Source organism: Streptomyces milbemycinicus (assembly GCF_002154605.1).
GTDB classification, from domain to species: Bacteria; Actinomycetota; Actinomycetes; order Streptomycetales; family Streptomycetaceae; genus Streptomyces; species Streptomyces milbemycinicus.
Window position 1 is genome coordinate 1 of sequence record NZ_MUNE01000453.1, and the last position, 15,214, is coordinate 15,214.

The following is a 15,214-nucleotide window of genomic DNA, read 5'->3' on the forward strand; positions in this document are numbered from 1 at the left end:
GCCCGAGGGGGCGCGGCGGGCGTCCCCGAGCCGGCGCCGGCCGCTGCCCCTTCCGCCGCACGCTCCGGCGGCATCAAGGTCTCGTCGGCGGTCAGGATCCGCTGGTGCAGCCGCTGCAGCGCCGGGGTCGGCTCGACGCCGAGCTCGTCGGCCAGCGCCCCGCGCAGATCGCGGTACGCCGCCAGGGCGTCGGCCTGCCGTCCGGACCGGTACAGCGCCAGCATCTGGCGGCCGCGCAGATCCTCCCGGAAGGGGTGTTCGGCCGTCAGGGCCTCCAGCTCGCCCAGCACGGAGGCGTGGCGGCCGCACCGCAGATCGGCCTCGATCCGGGCGTCCACGGCCTCCAGGCGGCACTCTTCGAGCCGCGTGGCCTCCGCCTCAACGGCCGGGGTGGGGGGTACGTCCTGGAACGGCGCGCCGCGCCACAGCCCCAGCGCCTCGCGCAGCCGCTCGGCGGCGGCCTCGGGCGCGTCCCGGTCCAGGCCGCGCCGCCCCTCCTCGACCAGCTGCTCGAACCGGTGGGCGTCGAACTCGGCCGCCTCCACGGCGAGTCGGTATCCGTGTGCCTTGTAGCCCTGCTTGTCGGTGATCAGGACCTCACCGGACTCATCGCCCAGGGTCTGCCGCAGCCGCGACACATAGGTCTGCAGCAACTTGCCCGCGCTCTGCGGGCGCCCCTCCTCGCCCCACAGCTCGTCCATGAGCCGTTCGGTGGGCACGGTCCGGTTGGCGTGGCACAGCAGCACCGCGAGCAGCATGCGCCACTTGGCGGGGCCCAGGGAGATCCATCGGCCGCCGTCCCACAGCTCAAGCGCCCCCAGGACCCGATACCGCACCCGTTACCTCCGAGGTCCTTGGCCCAAGCCCGGCCCCTGTCTCGTTTCGTCGATACGTCAACTCACCGCTCTGGTAACGGTTATACCTCCCCAGCGGCCGTTCTCGTGCATCATTCACCGGTCGCGGAGTACCCTCCTCCGGCCTTGGCGGGTCAAGTTGTCCGAAAACGTTCGGAGGACCAGTGAGCCGGGCGGCTCAGCGTCCCGGGCAGCCTGGTGGTGACGTCTCCCTTGGCCGCGTTGAGCTGGGCCTGGGTGAGGAAGACAGCTCCGGTGAGGTCGGCGCCGGTCAGATCGGCGTCGCGGAAATCCACCCCGATCAGATCCGCCGACCGCAGGTCCGCGCCGGTCAGATCGGCCGCGATGAGCAGGGCCCCGCGAAGGTTGGCGCCACGCAGATCGGCGCCCCTGAGGCGAGCCCCGATGAGATCGGCCCCCCGGTGGTTCTTCCTACGCCCCGGGACCTTGGCCCGCACCAGCTCGCCGGCGCGTACCAGCAGCGCGTTCACATCCTGGCGCAGCGCTGCCACGTCCAGCCCGGCCAAGGACTCGGCGCTGCCGCGGGTGAGGCCGTCGAGGTTTGCCCGCGCGCGGCGGAGGTCGGCGTGGACCGGTCGGGCCGGCGGCAGGGCCAGCGCTTCGGTCACGTACCACAGCAGCTCGTGCAGGGCCCGCATGACGGGGAACACCTCGAACATCCGGGGCGCGGTCTCGGGGGCCTGCCGCCAGTCCCGGCCGCCGAAGGTGGTCTGGGACACCTTCTGGCCCGCCCCGAAGCAGTCGAAGACCGTGCAGCCGGAGAAGCCACGGTCGCGCAGCCGCGCGTGGATGCCGCAGCGAAAGTCCTCCTGGAGGTTCGTACATGCCTGCCCGGCCGCCTTGTCGACCGCGAAATCCGCCGAGGCGGCGAAGGGCAGGGCGACACAGCACAGTCCGAAGCAGTTCGCGCAGTCGGCCCGCAGGGCGCGCCGGTCGGGGTCGGCTGCGGGGGTATCGGGCGAAGGGGTATCGGCCGAAGGGGTATCGGGCGAAGGGGTATCGGCCGAAGGGGTTTCGCGCTTCCGGGACAACGTGCCTGATCTCCTGCCGTGGGGTGAACACCGCGCTCCGCCGTGCTCGTGACCTGCTCGGGGCGAGCCTCCATTCTCCCCGACCGCGGGCCCGCCCCCGGGCGGGGCCGCGTTGGCGGGCTGTTAGGGGTTTGTTAGGGGCCGGTTGGCCCCCTTGGACAAGGTCATCGGCGAGCGGCCGCGGCGCACGGGTGCCGCTGGTTCCAGGGAGAGGACGCATTCCGTGATATTCGCTGTTGTGGGGCTGGTCCTGGTCGGCGTGATCAGCGCGCTGAACCTGGCGATCCTCCTGGTCGTGCTCCGCCGGTGGCGGGAGCTGGAGGCCACGGGCGGCGGCGCGCACAGCCATGGTTTCCCCGCCTCCGGAGCCATCTCCCCCATCCGGGTCGGCGACCGCCTCCCGAGCTTCTCCGCCCGTGCGCTCGACGGCACCGCGGTGACCGAGCGCACCCTCCTCGGGCAGGAGGCCCTGGTCGGGTTCTTCTCGCTCACCTGCAAGGCCTGCGTGGACGCCGTGCCCTTCTTCACTGGGCACGCCGAGCGGCTGCGGGCCAACGGAGGGACCACCTTGGCGATCGTCCACGGAGACGCCGCCGCCGACAGCGAGCTGGCCGCGATGCTCACCGACGTGATGGACATCGTGATCGCCGAGGACTCCGAGGCCGAGTTGTCGAAGCGGTACGGCGCCAAGCGCTACCCGAGCCACGCCTGGTACGGACCCGACGGCGTGGTGACCGGCGCGGGCGCGGGCGTCGTCGCCCTGCGGACCGACCTGGTCGCCTCCTAACGTCCCCGGATCCCGGGACGCCCCTTCAAGCCCCGCGCGTGCCAAAGCCGCCGCGTCCGACCACTGGAGTGGCGGCGGTCCGCACGCGTGCGGAAACCGATCACACCAACCTAAGGAGAGATCATGCTCCAGAGCATGACGCGGCGCGTCAGCCGCGCCGTCGAGGTGCTGCTTCCCAAGGCCACGGCCGAGGCCGCCTGCCCGCCCGATCCCTACTACGAGTACAAGGCCGACACGTGCCAGTGTCTGCGGGGCGCCTGCCAATTCCGCCGCAGGTGTTCGACCAACGCGGCCTGCAAGGTGATCTGCGGCGCCTGGGAGAACATGGACTGCTGATTCGCGTAGCCGAAGCCCGCTGAATGAGCCGCGATGTGGCCGCTTCTCCCCCGGGGCGGCCGCATCGCCCACGCACACCCTCCCAGGAGCACCCGTGTTGTACGTATCGTTCGCCTGCCGCCTCGCCCTGGCGGCGGTGATGGCGCTCGCGGCGGTGGCCAAGCTGCGCTCCCCGGGCGTCTTCGCTGCCTCCTTGGAAGGTTTCGACTTCATCCCCGCGCGGCTGCGGCGCCCCCTCGCCGCGCTGGTTCCGGCCACCGAGCTGCTCATCGCGCTGCTGCTGGCCCTGCCCGCCACCGTCACGGCCGGATTCGTCCTCGCCGCGCTGTTCTGCTGCGGGCTGACGGCCGTTCCGATCCTCGTGCTGGCCCGCGGGAAGAAGGTGAAGTGCGCCTGCTTCGGCGCCGGCGAGGTGCCCATGGGCGGCTGGCACGTCGCCCGCAACTCGGTGCTGCTGGCGGCGGCCGGCCTGGGCGCGTTCGTGGCGCTCCGCCTCGGCGACGGCGTTCCCGCCCGCGCGCCGGGGATCGTGCTGGCCGTCGTCGCGGCCGGTGTGCTCACCACTTTGACCGTTTTCGTCGATGACATCGCCGCGCTCTTCGAGTCCCCTGCCCTGGCCGGGAATCCCGGCCGGTGAGACGGCGCCGGAGCCGGAAAGGACACCCGTGGAATACCTCGTCGCAGGACTCGTTCTGGTCGCGGTGATCGCGGCGCTGAACGTCGTGCTGACCCTGGCCGTGGTGCGTCGCTGGCGAGCGCGCGTAAGCGCCCCGCCGGTCGTGCACGACCGCGGCCCCATCCCCTTCGACGGGGACCCCGAGCCGGGCATCGCGCCCGGAGACCGGATGCCCGGCTTCACCGCGGTCACCACCGACGGCGGGACGGTCACCCGCGACGACCTGGCCGGCCGGGAGGCGCTGATCGCCTTCCTGTCGCTGGACTGCTCGGGCTGCGACGACAGCGTGCCCGAGTTCGGCGAGCGCGCCCGCCAGGTGCGTGACGCGGGAGGCCAGGTGCTGGCCATGGTGGTCGGAACCGACGCGGCGGACAGTAAACTGACCGCCCGGCTCGTGGGCATCGCGGACCATGTGGTGCCCGAACACCTGAACGCACCGGTCAGCAATCTCTTCGGAGCCCGCTTCTACCCCGGATTCGCCCACTACGGCCCCGACGGGGTCGCCACCGCCACGAGCATCGGCATGGAGGGGCTGGGCGAGACCGCGCAGCCGTCGCTGCCGTGAGCGCCGAAGACCTCGGTACGGAGCAGTCCGGCCTCTCCGTGCCTCGCGCGGTGAAGGCGGCCTACGCGCTGGCCTGGCGGGCGAGCCCCGGCATGCTGGTGCTCCAGGCCGCGATGGCGGTGATCGGCGGCGTGGCGCCGGTCGCCACCGCCTGGCTGACCAAGGCCGCGCTCGACGAACTCGCCGCCCCCGACCCCCGGACCCAGGCGCTGGTGTGGCCGGCGGCGGGCATCGGCGCCCTGGGCATCGCGATGGCCGCCACGTCGGCCGTGACCGCCTACGCTCAGGGGCGAGCCCGCCGGGCCATCGGCCTCCACGCGCAGGACCGGCTGTTCGCCGCGGTCAACCGGCTGAGCGGGCTGGCGCGGCTGGAGGAGCCCCGCTTCCACGACCGGCTGCGGCTGGCCCAGCAGTCCGCCGAGCACGCCCCGGACCAGCTGGTCCAGATGGGCCTGTCCACGCTGCGGGGCGTTCTGGGCATCGCCGGGTTCCTGGGCACCCTGCTCGCGATCAGCCCGGTCATGGCGGGCGCCGCGCTGCTGGCCGCTGCGCCCGCGATGATCGCCCATCTGACGCTGAGCCGGCGGCGGGCCGGGCTGGTGTGGCGCACCAGCCCCGGCATGCGGCGCAAGCTCTTCTACCAGATGCTGCTGACGGACCTGCAGGCCGCCAAGGAGGTCCGCCTGTTCGGTCTTGGGGACTTCCTGCACGGCCGGATGCTCACCGAGCTGCGCGCGGCCAACACCGCCGAGGACCGGCTGGAGCGCGGCGTGGTGCGTGTCCAGGTCGCCCTCGCGGCCCTCGGAGCGCTGCTGTCCGCCGGTGGGCTGCTGTGGGCGGTGCGCGCGGCGGCCGCCGGGACGATCAGCATCGGCGATGTGTCGGTCTTCATCGCCTCACTGGCCGGGCTCCAGTCCGGGCTCGGCGTTCTGGTGCAGGGCATCGCCCTGGGACACCAGTCCGCTCTGGTCTTCCACCACTACCTGGCGGTGGTCGGCGTGCGGGACGACCTCGCCGGTGCGCCGCGGCCCGGGGAGCTGGCCCCGCTGGCCCACGCCATCGAGCTGCGCGACGTGTGGTTCCGCTATGGCGAGGACTCGCCCTGGGTGCTGCGCGGCCTGAACCTGACCATCCCGCACGGCACCAGCCTGGCCGTCGTCGGGCTCAACGGCGCCGGCAAGAGCACGCTGGTCAAGCTGCTCTGCCGGTTCTACGACCCGCAGCGCGGCGCGGTGCTGTGGGACGGCGTCGACGTCCGCGACGTTCCCGTGGCCCAGCTGCGGGAACGGATCGGGGCCGTCTTCCAGGACTACATGGACTACGACCTCACCGCCGCCGAGAACATCGGCCTCGGCGACGTCGAGGCGATCGACGACGTGGACCGGGTGCGGGCCGCCGCCCGGCGCGCCGGGGTCCATGAGACCGTCGAGGGGCTGCCGGCCGGCTACCGGACCATGCTGAGCAGGCTGTTCCACGCCGGGGACGAGGAGCACGCCGGGGAGGACGACAAGGACGGGGAGCAGGCCGCGCGGACGAGCGGCGTCCACCTGTCCGGCGGGCAGTGGCAGCGCCTGGCGCTGGCCCGCGGGCTGATGCGTCAGGGCCGCGATCTGATGATTCTGGACGAGCCCAGCTCCGGCCTCGACGCGGTGGCCGAGCGGGCGGTCCACGACCGGCTGCGGGAACTGCGGGCGGGCTCCACCAGCGTCCTGGTCTCCCACCGGCTCAACGCCGTCCGCCGGGCCGACCGGATCGTCGTCGTCCAGGACGGCCGCATCCTGGAGAGCGGCGACCACGCCTCCCTCACAGCCGCCCCGGGCGGCGTCTACGCCCGACTCTTCCACACCCAGGCGGAGGGCTACCGCGAGGACCCGGCCCCGGCCACGGCGGCCGCCGGATGAGCGCGGCGCCGGCCTGGGCCACCGCGGCGGCGCTGGCGGCCGGGGCCGTGGCTTCGGCCCGGCTGCTGCTGTCCACCGTCACCGTGCGGGGCGGCAGCATGACCCCGGCGCTGCTGCACGGCGATGTGCTGCTGGTGCTGCGCCACCGCCGCCGGGCCCGGCCCGGCCGGATCGTGGTCGTCCAGCGGCCCGACCGCCGCACGGGGTGGACCGGTCCCGCCGACCCCTCGGGAGCCGGCGGGTGGTACGTCAAACGGGTCGTCGCGGCGGCCGGGGACCCGGTGCCGGACTGGGTGGCGGGGGAGCGGCCCGGCCGCGTGCCGCCGGGCATGCTGGTGCTGCGCGGCGACCACCCCCGCTCCGAGGACTCCAGGCAGTGGGGCCTGTGCCCGGCGGACCGGATGTACGGGGTGGTGCTGACGCGGCTGCGCGCGGCGGGCGGCCACACCGCCGTCTGACCGCCGCCGCGCCCGGGCCGGTCACACCGGCCGGTCAGGCCGGCCGGAGTCCCGCGGCGGCGGCCGCCGCCCGCGCCGCATCGTCAGCGACCGCTCCCAGTGCTCCCGGGCGGCGAGTTGGTCTCCGAAGTGGAAGTGGGTGAGCGCGATGGTCTCCAGGGTGTCGGCGGTGCCGCCGGGCTCGCCGAGGCACAGCCGCATCCGCAGGGCCTCCTCCAGCGCCTCGAACGCCTCCGCCGACCGGTCCAGCGCGCGAAGGGCGTCCCCCACCCGGGTCAGGGCGGCGGCCATGCCGTCAAGGACGCCGTGGTCCCGCCACAGCTCCAGGGCCTCCCGATAGCGCTCAACGGCCGCCGCGGGCTCATCGACCTCCATCAGGGCGTCGCCCATGCCGCCCAGGACCGTCGCGGCGCTCCTCGTGTCGCCCGCCTTCCGGTAGAGCCGTACCGCCTGCTCGCCGTAGGACAGCGCCGCGCTCCGCCGCCCCAGCCTGCGGTGGACCCCGGCCAGGCCGGCGTACGACGACGCCTGCCCCACCATGTCACCCGTCCGCTCGAAACAGGACAGGGCCAGACGCAGATGCTCCAGGCACGGCTCCAGTCGGTGGGCCACCCCGTGGACGACGCCGATCCGGCCGTGCAGCCACCCCTGGCCGAGCAGGTCGTGGTGCTCCTCCGTGCAGCTCAGCGCGAGGCTCATAGTCTGCTCCCACTCCCTGGTCCACCAGAAGCGCCGCGCGTAGCCGAACAGGCCCGCGGCCATCCGCCAGGCCAGGTCGGGCCGCGCGTACCGGGCCGCCAGCCGGATCGCCTCCGAGAGCGCGGGCAGCTCCCGCACGCACCAGTGCAGCGCCTGCTCGGCGTCGGCGAATACGGGCAGCGGGGCGGCGGCGTCCGAATCCAGGGGTGGCAGCGGGTGGCCCCGAGGCGTCAGCACGGCGTCCGCCTTCGCCACCGCGGCGGTGTACCAGACCAGCATCCTCAGCCGGGCCGCCACCCGGGCCTCCCGCGGCTCCTCCTCGGCCGCCCGTTCCAACGCATACTCGCCGAGCAGGTCGTGGAAGGTGTACCGGCCGGGCGAAGGGGTCTGCAGCAGATGGGCGTCCACCAGGGACTCGAGCAGCTCGTGCGCCTCCTCCACCGGCCGGCCCAGCAGCGCGGCGGCCTGCTCCGCGGCCAGCGTGTGCCCCGACCACAGCCCGAGCATCCGGAATCCGCGCGCCCGCTCGGCCTCCAGGGGCAGCGAGCTGTCCCGCATCGCCACATAGCTCATGGCGAAGGCGTCCTGGACGGCCAGTCCGCCCGCGGACAGCGCCCGCAGCCGCCCTCGGCCGGAGTCCAGCCGCTGGGCCAGCGCGGACAGCGGCCAGTGGGGCCGGGTGGCCAGCTGGGCGCCGGCGAGTCGCAGCGCGAGCGGCAGTCCGCCGCAGGCGGCGAGGATCCTGGCCGCCGCGTCGGGGTCGGCCTGGACCCGCCGGGCCCCGCAGAGCGAGGTCAGCAGCCGCCGCTGTCCCTCCGCGTCCAGGGGTTCGAGGGGCAGTCGGACGGCGCCCGGCAGATCCGGGAGGGTGTGCCGGCTGGTGACCAGCACCGCGCAGCCGCCGCCGCCGGGCAGTAACGGCGTCAGCTGCGCGGCGTCCCGGGCGTTGTCCAGCAGCACCAGCACGCGCCGGCCGTCCAGGGCGGAGCGGAGCCGCGCCGCGCGGTCGTCGGGGTGCTCGGGCGGCCGCTGCTCCGCCACCCCCAGGTCGGTGAGGAAGCGGGCGAGCAGATCGTGCGGGCTGCGCGCGTCGCCCGCGCCGAAGCCGCGCAGATCCGCGTGGAGCTGGCCGTCCGGGAACCGGCCGCGCAGGCGGTGCGCCGCGTGCACGGCCAGCGCGGTCTTGCCGACCCCCGCCATGCCGGAGACCACCACGACGCGGGGCACCGCGCGGGCCGGGTCCGGGCGGAGCATGGCGCTCAAGCGGTCCAGCTCGGCCCCTCTGCCGGTGAAGTCCACGGTGTCGGCGGGCAGCTGAGCCGGAATCGGGTCCGGTCTTCGCCCGGTGGCCGGGGGCGGCGTGGCGGGTCTGCCGGGGACACCGGCCGCGGCGGCCGCGGCGGGCCGGACGGACACCGCCGCCTGGTGGGCCGTCAGGATCTCGTGGTGCGCCTCCTGGACGGCGGGCCCCGGCTCGACGCCGAGCTCCTCGACCAGCGTGCGCCGCAGCCGGTGGAAGGTGGCGAGGGCCTCGGCCTGCCGGTCCGTGCGGTGCAGGACGAGCATGAGCTGCTGGTGGAACACCTCCCGCAGCGGATGCTCCTCGGCGAGCCGGGCGAGTTCGGGAGCCAGTCCGCCGTGGCGGCCGAGCCGCAGTTCCGCGTCGAAGCGCCACTCCAGCGCCTGCAGCCGGGCCTCCTGGAGCTGCTGGACCTGCGGCCGCACCGCCGCGTGGCCGAGGGCCAGGTCCGGCAGGTCGGCCAGCGGTGCGCCGCGCCACAGCTCCAGCGCCTGCGCGGTCTCCCGGCCGGTCGCCGCCCAGTCCTGCCGCAGCCGGGCGGCGCGGGCGCGCTCCAGCCGTTCCGCGAACAACTCGCTGTCCAGCTCGCCCGCCCCGACGGTCAGCAGATAGCCGCCCGGAACCGCCCGCGGCCGGGGCTCGCGGTCGTCCTCGGCGAGGGCGCGCCGCAGCCGGGCGATGTGATTGTGCAGCGAGGCGCTCGCGGTGGCGGGCGGATGCTCGCCCCACAGCACCGCCTCCAGGGTGTCGATCGAGACCACGCGATTGGGCCGCAGCAGCAGCGCGCCCAGCAGCGCCCGGGCCTTCGGACTGCTGAGCGGGCGGGCGGTTTCGCCGTCGTGGACGGTCAGCGGACCGAGGAGACCGAATCTCACCTTCGCACCTCCGGACAACTGGGCGGGGCGGTCCCATCTGCCTCGGATGGACGCTCAGTTGGGCGGGTATGGTAACCGGCCGGACCGCGTCGGCTCCGGCCAGGACGGCTTGGTTTGAGATCCAAACGCACTGCCCGTACGCTGCGGGTATGAAGGATCCGCGGCCCTGCTCCATCGCCGACTCGCTCGCCGTCGTCGGGGAGAAGCACTCCCTGCTCGTGCTCCGCGAGGTGTTCCTCGGGGTGCGGCGGTTCGACGCGATGGTCCGCAACATCGGGGCGCCCCGCGACATCCTCGCCGCGCGGCTGCGCCGCCTGGTGGAGGCGGGTGTGCTGGAGAAGGTCCCCTACAGCGAGCGGCCCCGGCGTTTCGAGTACCGGCCCACGCAGGCCGGCTGGGAGCTCCAACCGGTGCTGCTGATGCTGATGAAGTGGGGCGACCGGCACCTCGCCGACCGGCCGCCGGTGGTGCTCGAGCACTCCTGCGGCGCCGAGTTGGAGCCGGTCGTGATCTGCGGAGCGTGCGGGGAGCGGGCGTCCCGGGACACGCTCACCCACCGCGTCGAGGCGCCGGGATGGACCACCACCGGACCCGAGGCCGGCTGAGCCGCGGCGGCGAAGCGGTTCTCCGGTCAGCGGCGGCGCCACATCCGTCGGCGGCCGAGCCCTCGGCGCCCGGGGCGGGGGCGTGACGGGACGGGGCGCCCGCCCCGCTCTCCCGGCCGGGCGGTCGCGCCGCGGTCGGGGCGCCAGGGGTCGTCCGGCGACGGGATCGGCAGCTTGCGTTCCGCCTGCACCTGGATCTCGTAGTGGGAATCGTGGCCGGTCGCGTGCCATGCCTGGTCGTAGACGTCCACGATGGAGCGGAAGGCCGACCCGGCGACACCGCGGCGCCGGACGAGGACGGCCAGCCAGGTGAAGAAGCCCATGACCACGGCGAGAGAGGCGACGACCATCAGGAATGGAAGTAACTCACCCATGGGGGCACCCTACGCCGGGGCCGGTCCGCGCGGACCGGCCCCGGCGGGCTTTCCTGCGAGAGCGGGAGAGCCCGATCAGGCCTGGGCGACGGTGAATCGGGTCCGGTGGTGCCGGGGGTGCTCGGCCTCGTCCAGCAGGGCCACCGCGAGGTCTTCCATCGAGATACGGGACGTGCCGTCGGCGCCGACCAGGAGCTCGTCGGTCCCCAGCCGGTAGGCGCCGGTGCGCTCGCCGGGTTCGAGCAGGGCGGCCGGGCTCAGATAGGCCCAGTCCGCCTCGGACTCCGCGCGGCACACCTCGAGTTGTTCGGCACAGGCCAGCGCGATGCCCCGCCAGGCGGCGGGGAAGTCCGGGGCGTCGACGACCAGCGTGCCGCCGGTGCCGGGCACGGTCAGGGTGGCCGCGCCACCGACGACCAGCAGCCGGACGCCGCTGCTCGCCACCCCCGCGAGCAGCGCCTTCGTGGCGGTGACGAGCTCGTCCTCGCTGCCGGGCGCGGGGCGGGTGGCGGTGATCACGAGGTCCTGGCCGGTGCTCAGCCGGACCACGTCCTCGACGTCGGCCGCGTCGCCGACCCGGGCCGTGGCGCCGGTGGGCGGATCACCCAGCCGGTCCGGGTTCCGTACGACCACGGTGACCTCGTGGCCGCGGGACAGCGCCTCGGTCACCACACGGCTGCCTACGCTCCCGGCCGCTCCGAAGACGGTGATGCGCATTGCTAACGGTTTCCTTTCGGCTCGGCCGTCCGGCGGACGGCGAGATCGCTGAGGGGACGGGCCTGCGGTACGCGGCCGTGATCGGCGCGGCGGGCCGGGCGGGTCTGGGCCATGACCATGGCGGCGAGGACCACCGCCCCGCCCAGGGCCTGCCACGCGGTGAGGTCCTGGCCGAGCGCGAGCCAGCCGAGCACGGTGGCGACCAGCGGGCTGAGCAGCCCGAGGAAGGTGACGTCGGTGGGGGACAGGGCGCGGATCCCGCGGAACCAGAGGGCATAGGCGAGGGCGGCGCCGACGAGCGAGAGATAGCCGTAGCCGGCCAGGTTCTCGGCGGTCAGCGTCGTCGGGGGCGGCCCTTCGACGAGGAGGGCGACGGGGAGCAGCAGCAGGCCCCCGGCGACCAGTTGCCAGCCGGTGGTCGCCAGCAGGGGCGCGGGGGAGGTCCACCGCTTGCTGAGGACGACCCCGGTGGCCATGACGAGCGCGCCACCGGCCGCGGCGGCGACGCCCAGGGCGTCCAGGCGCGCGTCCGCCCGCAGGACGAGCAGGCTGACGCCGGCCACCCCCGCCACCCCGGCGATCGCGGTTCGCCGGGACAGCCGCTCGCCGAGCAGGCCGGAGGCGAGGACGGCGACGAGGAGGGGCTGGAGGGCGCCGACGGTGGCGGCGACCCCGCCGGGCAGCCGGTAGGCGGCGACGAACAGGAGGGCGAAGAACGCCCCGATGTTGAGGGCTCCGAGCACCAGCGCGCGCCACCACCACACCCCCCGCGGCAGGCGCCGCGTGAGCAGGACGAGCAGCAGACCGGCCGGCAGGGCGCGGACCACCGCGGCGAGCAGGGGGCGGTCCGGGGGCAGCAGTTCGGTGGTGACGAGGTAGGTGGTGCCCCAGACGGCCGGTGCGAGCGCGGTCAGCAGGACGATCCCGATCCGATTTCTTAGCACTAAGGAAAAGTATCTCACTGCTAAGAGATTGGCTAGGCTGGGTGCGTGACAGACCACGTGGACCTGGTGTTGGAGCAGTGGGGTGCGGAGCGCCCCGATCTGGATGTGTCGCCGATGGCGGTCATCGGGCGCCTGAAACGGCTCTCACGGCTGATCGACGCCGAGACGCGCCGTACGTTCGGCGCCCATGGGCTCGACCCCGCGTCCTTCGACGTGCTCGCCACACTGCGCCGCAGCGGGCCGCCGTACCGGCTCACCCCCGCCGCGCTGATGCGGGCGGCCATGGTCACCTCGGGCGCCATCACCCAGCGCCTCGACCGCCTGGAGGCCCGCGGCCTGGTGACCCGTACGCCCAGCGAATCGGACGGCCGGGTGGTGCATGTCGCCCTCACCGACGAGGGCGGCGCGCTTCTCGACCGGGTCCTGCCCGACCACCTGGCCACCGAGAGCCGGTTGCTCGCCGCGCTCGGCAAGACCGACCAGGACGCCCTCGCCGATACGCTCCGGAACGTTCTGGAGTCGCTGGGCGACACCAGGGAGTGAGCGGGCTGAGTCGGCTGAGCGGCGGCCGCACCCCTCGTAGCGGCCGCCGCCGGATCGCCCGACACCCGGTATCACATGGGGTCAGGACGGAAAGGAAGCCGACCGCAGGGTCAGCAGGGTGGCGGTGAGCAGACCGGGGGAGGAGCCGTTGCGGGCGGGTTCTTCGGGGTCGGCCGCCGCGCTGTGCAGCGAGGCCGCGATCTCCCGTGCCAGGTCGGTACGTTCGCGGTCCGCCGCGTACCGTACGACGCCCTCGGCGACCGCCGCCGCGCGGTGCTGCCCGAAACTCTGCCCGCCCCACCCGGCCCGGGTGTCCCGTGGCTCCCAGGCGATGGCGACGCCCGGGAGCAGGCGTTGCGCGAAGACGGAGGTGTCCGCGCCGATGCCCGGCAGCCGGTGCACGGCCGCCGCCAGCGGGAACACCACGTCAGCGAGGTCCGCGTCGAGGTAGACCACGATGGCGTCGCGGCGCGGATACGCCCACGGGCGCGAGAGGACCTTCGCCCGGTACGGCACCGACCGCGCGGCCAGCTCCGCCAGCAGGGCGCCCCACACCCGCGGGGCGGCGTCCGGGTACCGCAGATGGACATACATCCGCAGCAGTTCGCGGTCCGCCCCGTCCGTCGGCCGCCCGTCGACCCCGTCGACCAGCAGAAACCCCGGCGACAGGGCCGGTCGTACGGCGGGCAGCGCCACCCCGGCAGGGCCCCGCACCGCCTCCGGCGGCAGGCTCACCCGCACCCGGCCCAGTTCCACCGTGAGAAGGCCGCCGCCGCGTGGTGCGGCGGTGTGTACCACCGCCTCGACGGGGGTGTGCGCGTGCGGTGTCGCGGCGATCAGACGGGCCTCGAAGGCGTGGTCGCGGCGCGGCAGTCGGGCCGGCGCGTCGGGTTCGCGCGCCGTTCCCGCGTGCCACCGCTCGTACAGCGCGGTGGCCAGGGCCAGCCGTACCTCCCGCGCGGTGTCGCCCGGGACACGGCGATCCTCCAGCCATACGTCCGGCACGCCGTCCGGCCGGAGGCCGGGCAGGCGTAGACCGGTCAGCGCGGCGCGCAGGGCGGGCGACAGCGGGCCCGGCCCGGTCCGCCCGGAGGCGTCCGTGGTGTCCGTGGTGTCCGTCATGCGTCGTCCCTCAGCCCGAGTACGTCGATGAACCGCCGGGGCGCGAGCAGCGCGCCGCGGCCCACGCCCGCCGTCCCCCGCTGGACGGCGGTCAGACGGGCGCTGTGCGTGGCGGTGGCGAGCACCCGGTCGAACAGATGCCACCCGGCGTAGGCCACCGCCCGCTCCGCGAGCCCTGGCTCGGCCGTCGGCCGGGCGTCGCGGTACCCCCGCCAGAACGCGGCGATCAGCGGCCGTACGGCGTCGAGTTGGTCGGCGCCGCCACGTACCAGCGCCGCGTGGGTGCCGCCGTCGGCACCGGCCTGCTCTTCGGGGGCGTCGGGTTCGAACTCGGTGAACATCAGCGTGGCCGCGCGGAACAGCCACTGTCCGACGAAGCCGCCGATATCGCGGGCCGGATCGGCGAGGCGGAACTCCTCCCAGTCGCACAGATGCAGCTCGTCGCCGTGCAGCAGAAACTGATCCAGCCTCAGATCGCCGTGGGACGGTACCGGCTCGGCGGCGCCCGAGCGCTCGCCGAGCACTCGCAGCGCGGCCTTGAGGTCGTCGTCGTGCTGCAGCAGCGCCCAGAACCCGAGCTCGGCCGCGCTGCTGCGGGTGTACTCCGCCACGGTCAGAGTGGACAGCCGGGAGGCCAGGCCGCGCCCGTGGTCGGCCGCCGCCGCGGGCACACCGGCGGGGTGGAAGCAGTGCAGCTCTCCCACCGCCCGCCCGGCGCGGCACGCCAGTGCGGCGTCGAACCGGCCCTCCTCCGCCAGCGCCGCCCCGGACACCGCGCCCTCCAGCAGGGCGTAGACCAGGACCAGCGCCTCACGGTCGCCGCCGAGGAAGACCGGGGCGCTCCAGCTGAACGGCCCGGCCGCGGTCCGCGCCACCTGGAAGGCGTACGCCCGGTCGAAGCGTGCCGTCGGGTCGGGCGCCCGCCGGTCCAGTCGTTTGACGAAGACCTGCTGACCGCCCTCGGTGCGGCCCGCCCAGTTGTCGTTGCGGCCCGGGTGGCTGACGAGCCCGTCCGGCACCAGCGGCGGGAGGCCGAGCCGCCTCAGCGCGCGCGCCACCTCGGGCGCCTCCGAGAGCGGTACGGGGGCCAGATCGTGCCGTGAGGCGTCCGGTGCGCCGTACACGTCCTCCGGAATCGTCGCTGTCATATTCGAAACGCTAGGCATGGCCGCGAACAGCCGGAAAGTGGCAGGACTTCGCCTGGCAGAGCACCGCACGGACAGCCGCGGGGCCGTGCCAGGGGGGCAGGAATCTGTCAGTTTCGCGCGGCGGCGGGCGCCACCCGACCCGCGCCGCCGCGCCGACTGCCGTCGGCCGCTCGGGGTTGGGCCAGTTTCCTGCGGGTGTCCGGGCCGGGCGACGGCTGCTGGGATCGAGGGGACGGACGGGAGGCGGGCCGGGGGGCC

16 protein-coding genes are annotated in these 15,214 nt (G+C 74.5%); 8 read left to right on the top strand and 8 right to left on the bottom strand.

Annotated elements, in window-relative coordinates; genetic code table 11:
- A partial coding sequence (locus CCN51_RS32930; RefSeq protein ID WP_143675956.1) for an AfsR/SARP family transcriptional regulator occupies positions 1-836 on the bottom strand: 836 nt, incomplete at its 3' end.
- A 152-nt stretch (positions 837-988) separates the two neighbouring features.
- Complete coding sequence (locus tag CCN51_RS32935; protein ID WP_086860431.1) at positions 989-1,906, bottom strand: pentapeptide repeat-containing protein; 918 nt, start codon at positions 1,904-1,906, stop codon at positions 989-991.
- A 223-nt stretch (positions 1,907-2,129) separates the two neighbouring features.
- On the opposite strand from CCN51_RS32935, the gene CCN51_RS32940 reads away from it, so the two are divergent.
- From CCN51_RS32940 to CCN51_RS32965, 6 genes are all read left to right on the top strand, one after another.
- Positions 2,130-2,693, top strand: coding sequence for a redoxin domain-containing protein (locus tag CCN51_RS32940; protein ID WP_158104723.1), 564 nt, complete (start codon positions 2,130-2,132; stop codon positions 2,691-2,693).
- Between the two features lie 123 nt (positions 2,694-2,816).
- Positions 2,817-3,029, top strand: a complete 213-nt coding sequence (locus CCN51_RS32945) for a hypothetical protein (protein ID WP_014173648.1) — start codon at positions 2,817-2,819, stop codon at positions 3,027-3,029.
- A 94-nt stretch (positions 3,030-3,123) separates the two neighbouring features.
- The gene (locus tag CCN51_RS32950; RefSeq protein WP_055413847.1) at positions 3,124-3,666 is read left to right on the top strand and encodes a MauE/DoxX family redox-associated membrane protein; all 543 of its coding nucleotides are present in this window, start codon (positions 3,124-3,126) and stop codon (positions 3,664-3,666) included.
- A 28-nt stretch (positions 3,667-3,694) separates the two neighbouring features.
- Complete coding sequence (locus CCN51_RS32955) at positions 3,695-4,270, top strand: peroxiredoxin family protein (protein WP_014173646.1); 576 nt, start codon at positions 3,695-3,697, stop codon at positions 4,268-4,270.
- Positions 4,267-6,171, top strand: a complete 1,905-nt coding sequence (locus tag CCN51_RS32960) for an ABC transporter ATP-binding protein (protein WP_014173645.1) — start codon at positions 4,267-4,269, stop codon at positions 6,169-6,171. The genes CCN51_RS32955 and CCN51_RS32960 overlap by 4 nt, the downstream gene beginning before the upstream one ends.
- Positions 6,168-6,629 carry a S26 family signal peptidase gene (locus CCN51_RS32965; RefSeq protein ID WP_014173644.1) on the top strand — a complete coding sequence of 154 codons (462 nt, stop codon included), beginning with the start codon at positions 6,168-6,170 and terminating at the stop codon, positions 6,627-6,629. Before CCN51_RS32960 ends, CCN51_RS32965 begins: the two co-directional genes overlap by 4 nt.
- 21 nt (positions 6,630-6,650) lie before the next feature.
- Here CCN51_RS32965 and CCN51_RS32970 read toward each other — a convergent pair whose 3' ends face one another.
- Complete coding sequence (locus tag CCN51_RS32970) at positions 6,651-9,503, bottom strand: AfsR/SARP family transcriptional regulator (protein WP_014173643.1); 2,853 nt, start codon at positions 9,501-9,503, stop codon at positions 6,651-6,653.
- A gap of 149 nt (positions 9,504-9,652) precedes the next feature.
- Here CCN51_RS32970 and CCN51_RS32975 point away from each other — a divergent pair, with 149 nt between their 5' ends.
- The gene (locus CCN51_RS32975; protein ID WP_014173642.1) at positions 9,653-10,108 is read left to right on the top strand and encodes a winged helix-turn-helix transcriptional regulator; all 456 of its coding nucleotides are present in this window, start codon (positions 9,653-9,655) and stop codon (positions 10,106-10,108) included.
- 26 nt (positions 10,109-10,134) lie between these two features.
- Here the strand turns inward: CCN51_RS32975 and CCN51_RS32980 are convergent, their stop codons facing one another.
- From CCN51_RS32980 to CCN51_RS32990, 3 genes are all read right to left on the bottom strand, one after another.
- Positions 10,135-10,482 carry a hypothetical protein gene (locus CCN51_RS32980; protein ID WP_043486146.1) on the bottom strand — a complete coding sequence of 116 codons (348 nt, stop codon included), beginning with the start codon at positions 10,480-10,482 and terminating at the stop codon, positions 10,135-10,137.
- Between the two features lie 75 nt (positions 10,483-10,557).
- The gene (locus CCN51_RS32985) at positions 10,558-11,199 is read right to left on the bottom strand and encodes an NAD(P)-dependent oxidoreductase (RefSeq protein WP_014173640.1); all 642 of its coding nucleotides are present in this window, start codon (positions 11,197-11,199) and stop codon (positions 10,558-10,560) included.
- Between the two features lie 2 nt (positions 11,200-11,201).
- Complete coding sequence (locus tag CCN51_RS32990) at positions 11,202-12,143, bottom strand: EamA family transporter (RefSeq protein ID WP_014173639.1); 942 nt, start codon at positions 12,141-12,143, stop codon at positions 11,202-11,204.
- A gap of 45 nt (positions 12,144-12,188) precedes the next feature.
- Here CCN51_RS32990 and CCN51_RS32995 point away from each other — a divergent pair, with 45 nt between their 5' ends.
- Entirely contained in the window at positions 12,189-12,686 is a 498-nt protein-coding gene (locus CCN51_RS32995) for a MarR family winged helix-turn-helix transcriptional regulator (protein WP_086860433.1), read from the top strand.
- Positions 12,687-12,767: 81 nt separating this feature from the next.
- On the opposite strand, the gene CCN51_RS33000 is transcribed toward CCN51_RS32995, so the two are convergent.
- Complete coding sequence (locus CCN51_RS33000; protein WP_014173637.1) at positions 12,768-13,808, bottom strand: T3SS effector HopA1 family protein; 1,041 nt, start codon at positions 13,806-13,808, stop codon at positions 12,768-12,770.
- The gene (lxmK, locus tag CCN51_RS33005) at positions 13,805-14,956 is read right to left on the bottom strand and encodes a class V lanthionine synthetase subunit LxmK (RefSeq protein ID WP_143675957.1); all 1,152 of its coding nucleotides are present in this window, start codon (positions 14,954-14,956) and stop codon (positions 13,805-13,807) included. Before lxmK ends, CCN51_RS33000 begins: the two co-directional genes overlap by 4 nt.
- Positions 14,957-15,214: the final 258 nt, after the last annotated feature.

Coding starts and splice junctions, on each gene's coding strand:
- CCN51_RS32945 (WP_014173648.1), top strand. CDS start 2,817: ATGCTCCAGAGCATGACGCGGCGCGTCAGCCGCGCCGTCGAGGTGCTG.
- CCN51_RS32965 (WP_014173644.1), top strand. CDS start 6,168: ATGAGCGCGGCGCCGGCCTGGGCCACCGCGGCGGCGCTGGCGGCCGGG.
- CCN51_RS32975 (WP_014173642.1), top strand. CDS start 9,653: ATGAAGGATCCGCGGCCCTGCTCCATCGCCGACTCGCTCGCCGTCGTC.
- CCN51_RS32980 (WP_043486146.1), bottom strand. CDS start 10,482: ATGGGTGAGTTACTTCCATTCCTGATGGTCGTCGCCTCTCTCGCCGTG.
- CCN51_RS32985 (WP_014173640.1), bottom strand. CDS start 11,199: ATGCGCATCACCGTCTTCGGAGCGGCCGGGAGCGTAGGCAGCCGTGTG.
- CCN51_RS33000 (WP_014173637.1), bottom strand. CDS start 13,808: ATGACGGACACCACGGACACCACGGACGCCTCCGGGCGGACCGGGCCG.
- lxmK (WP_143675957.1), bottom strand. CDS start 14,956: ATGACAGCGACGATTCCGGAGGACGTGTACGGCGCACCGGACGCCTCA.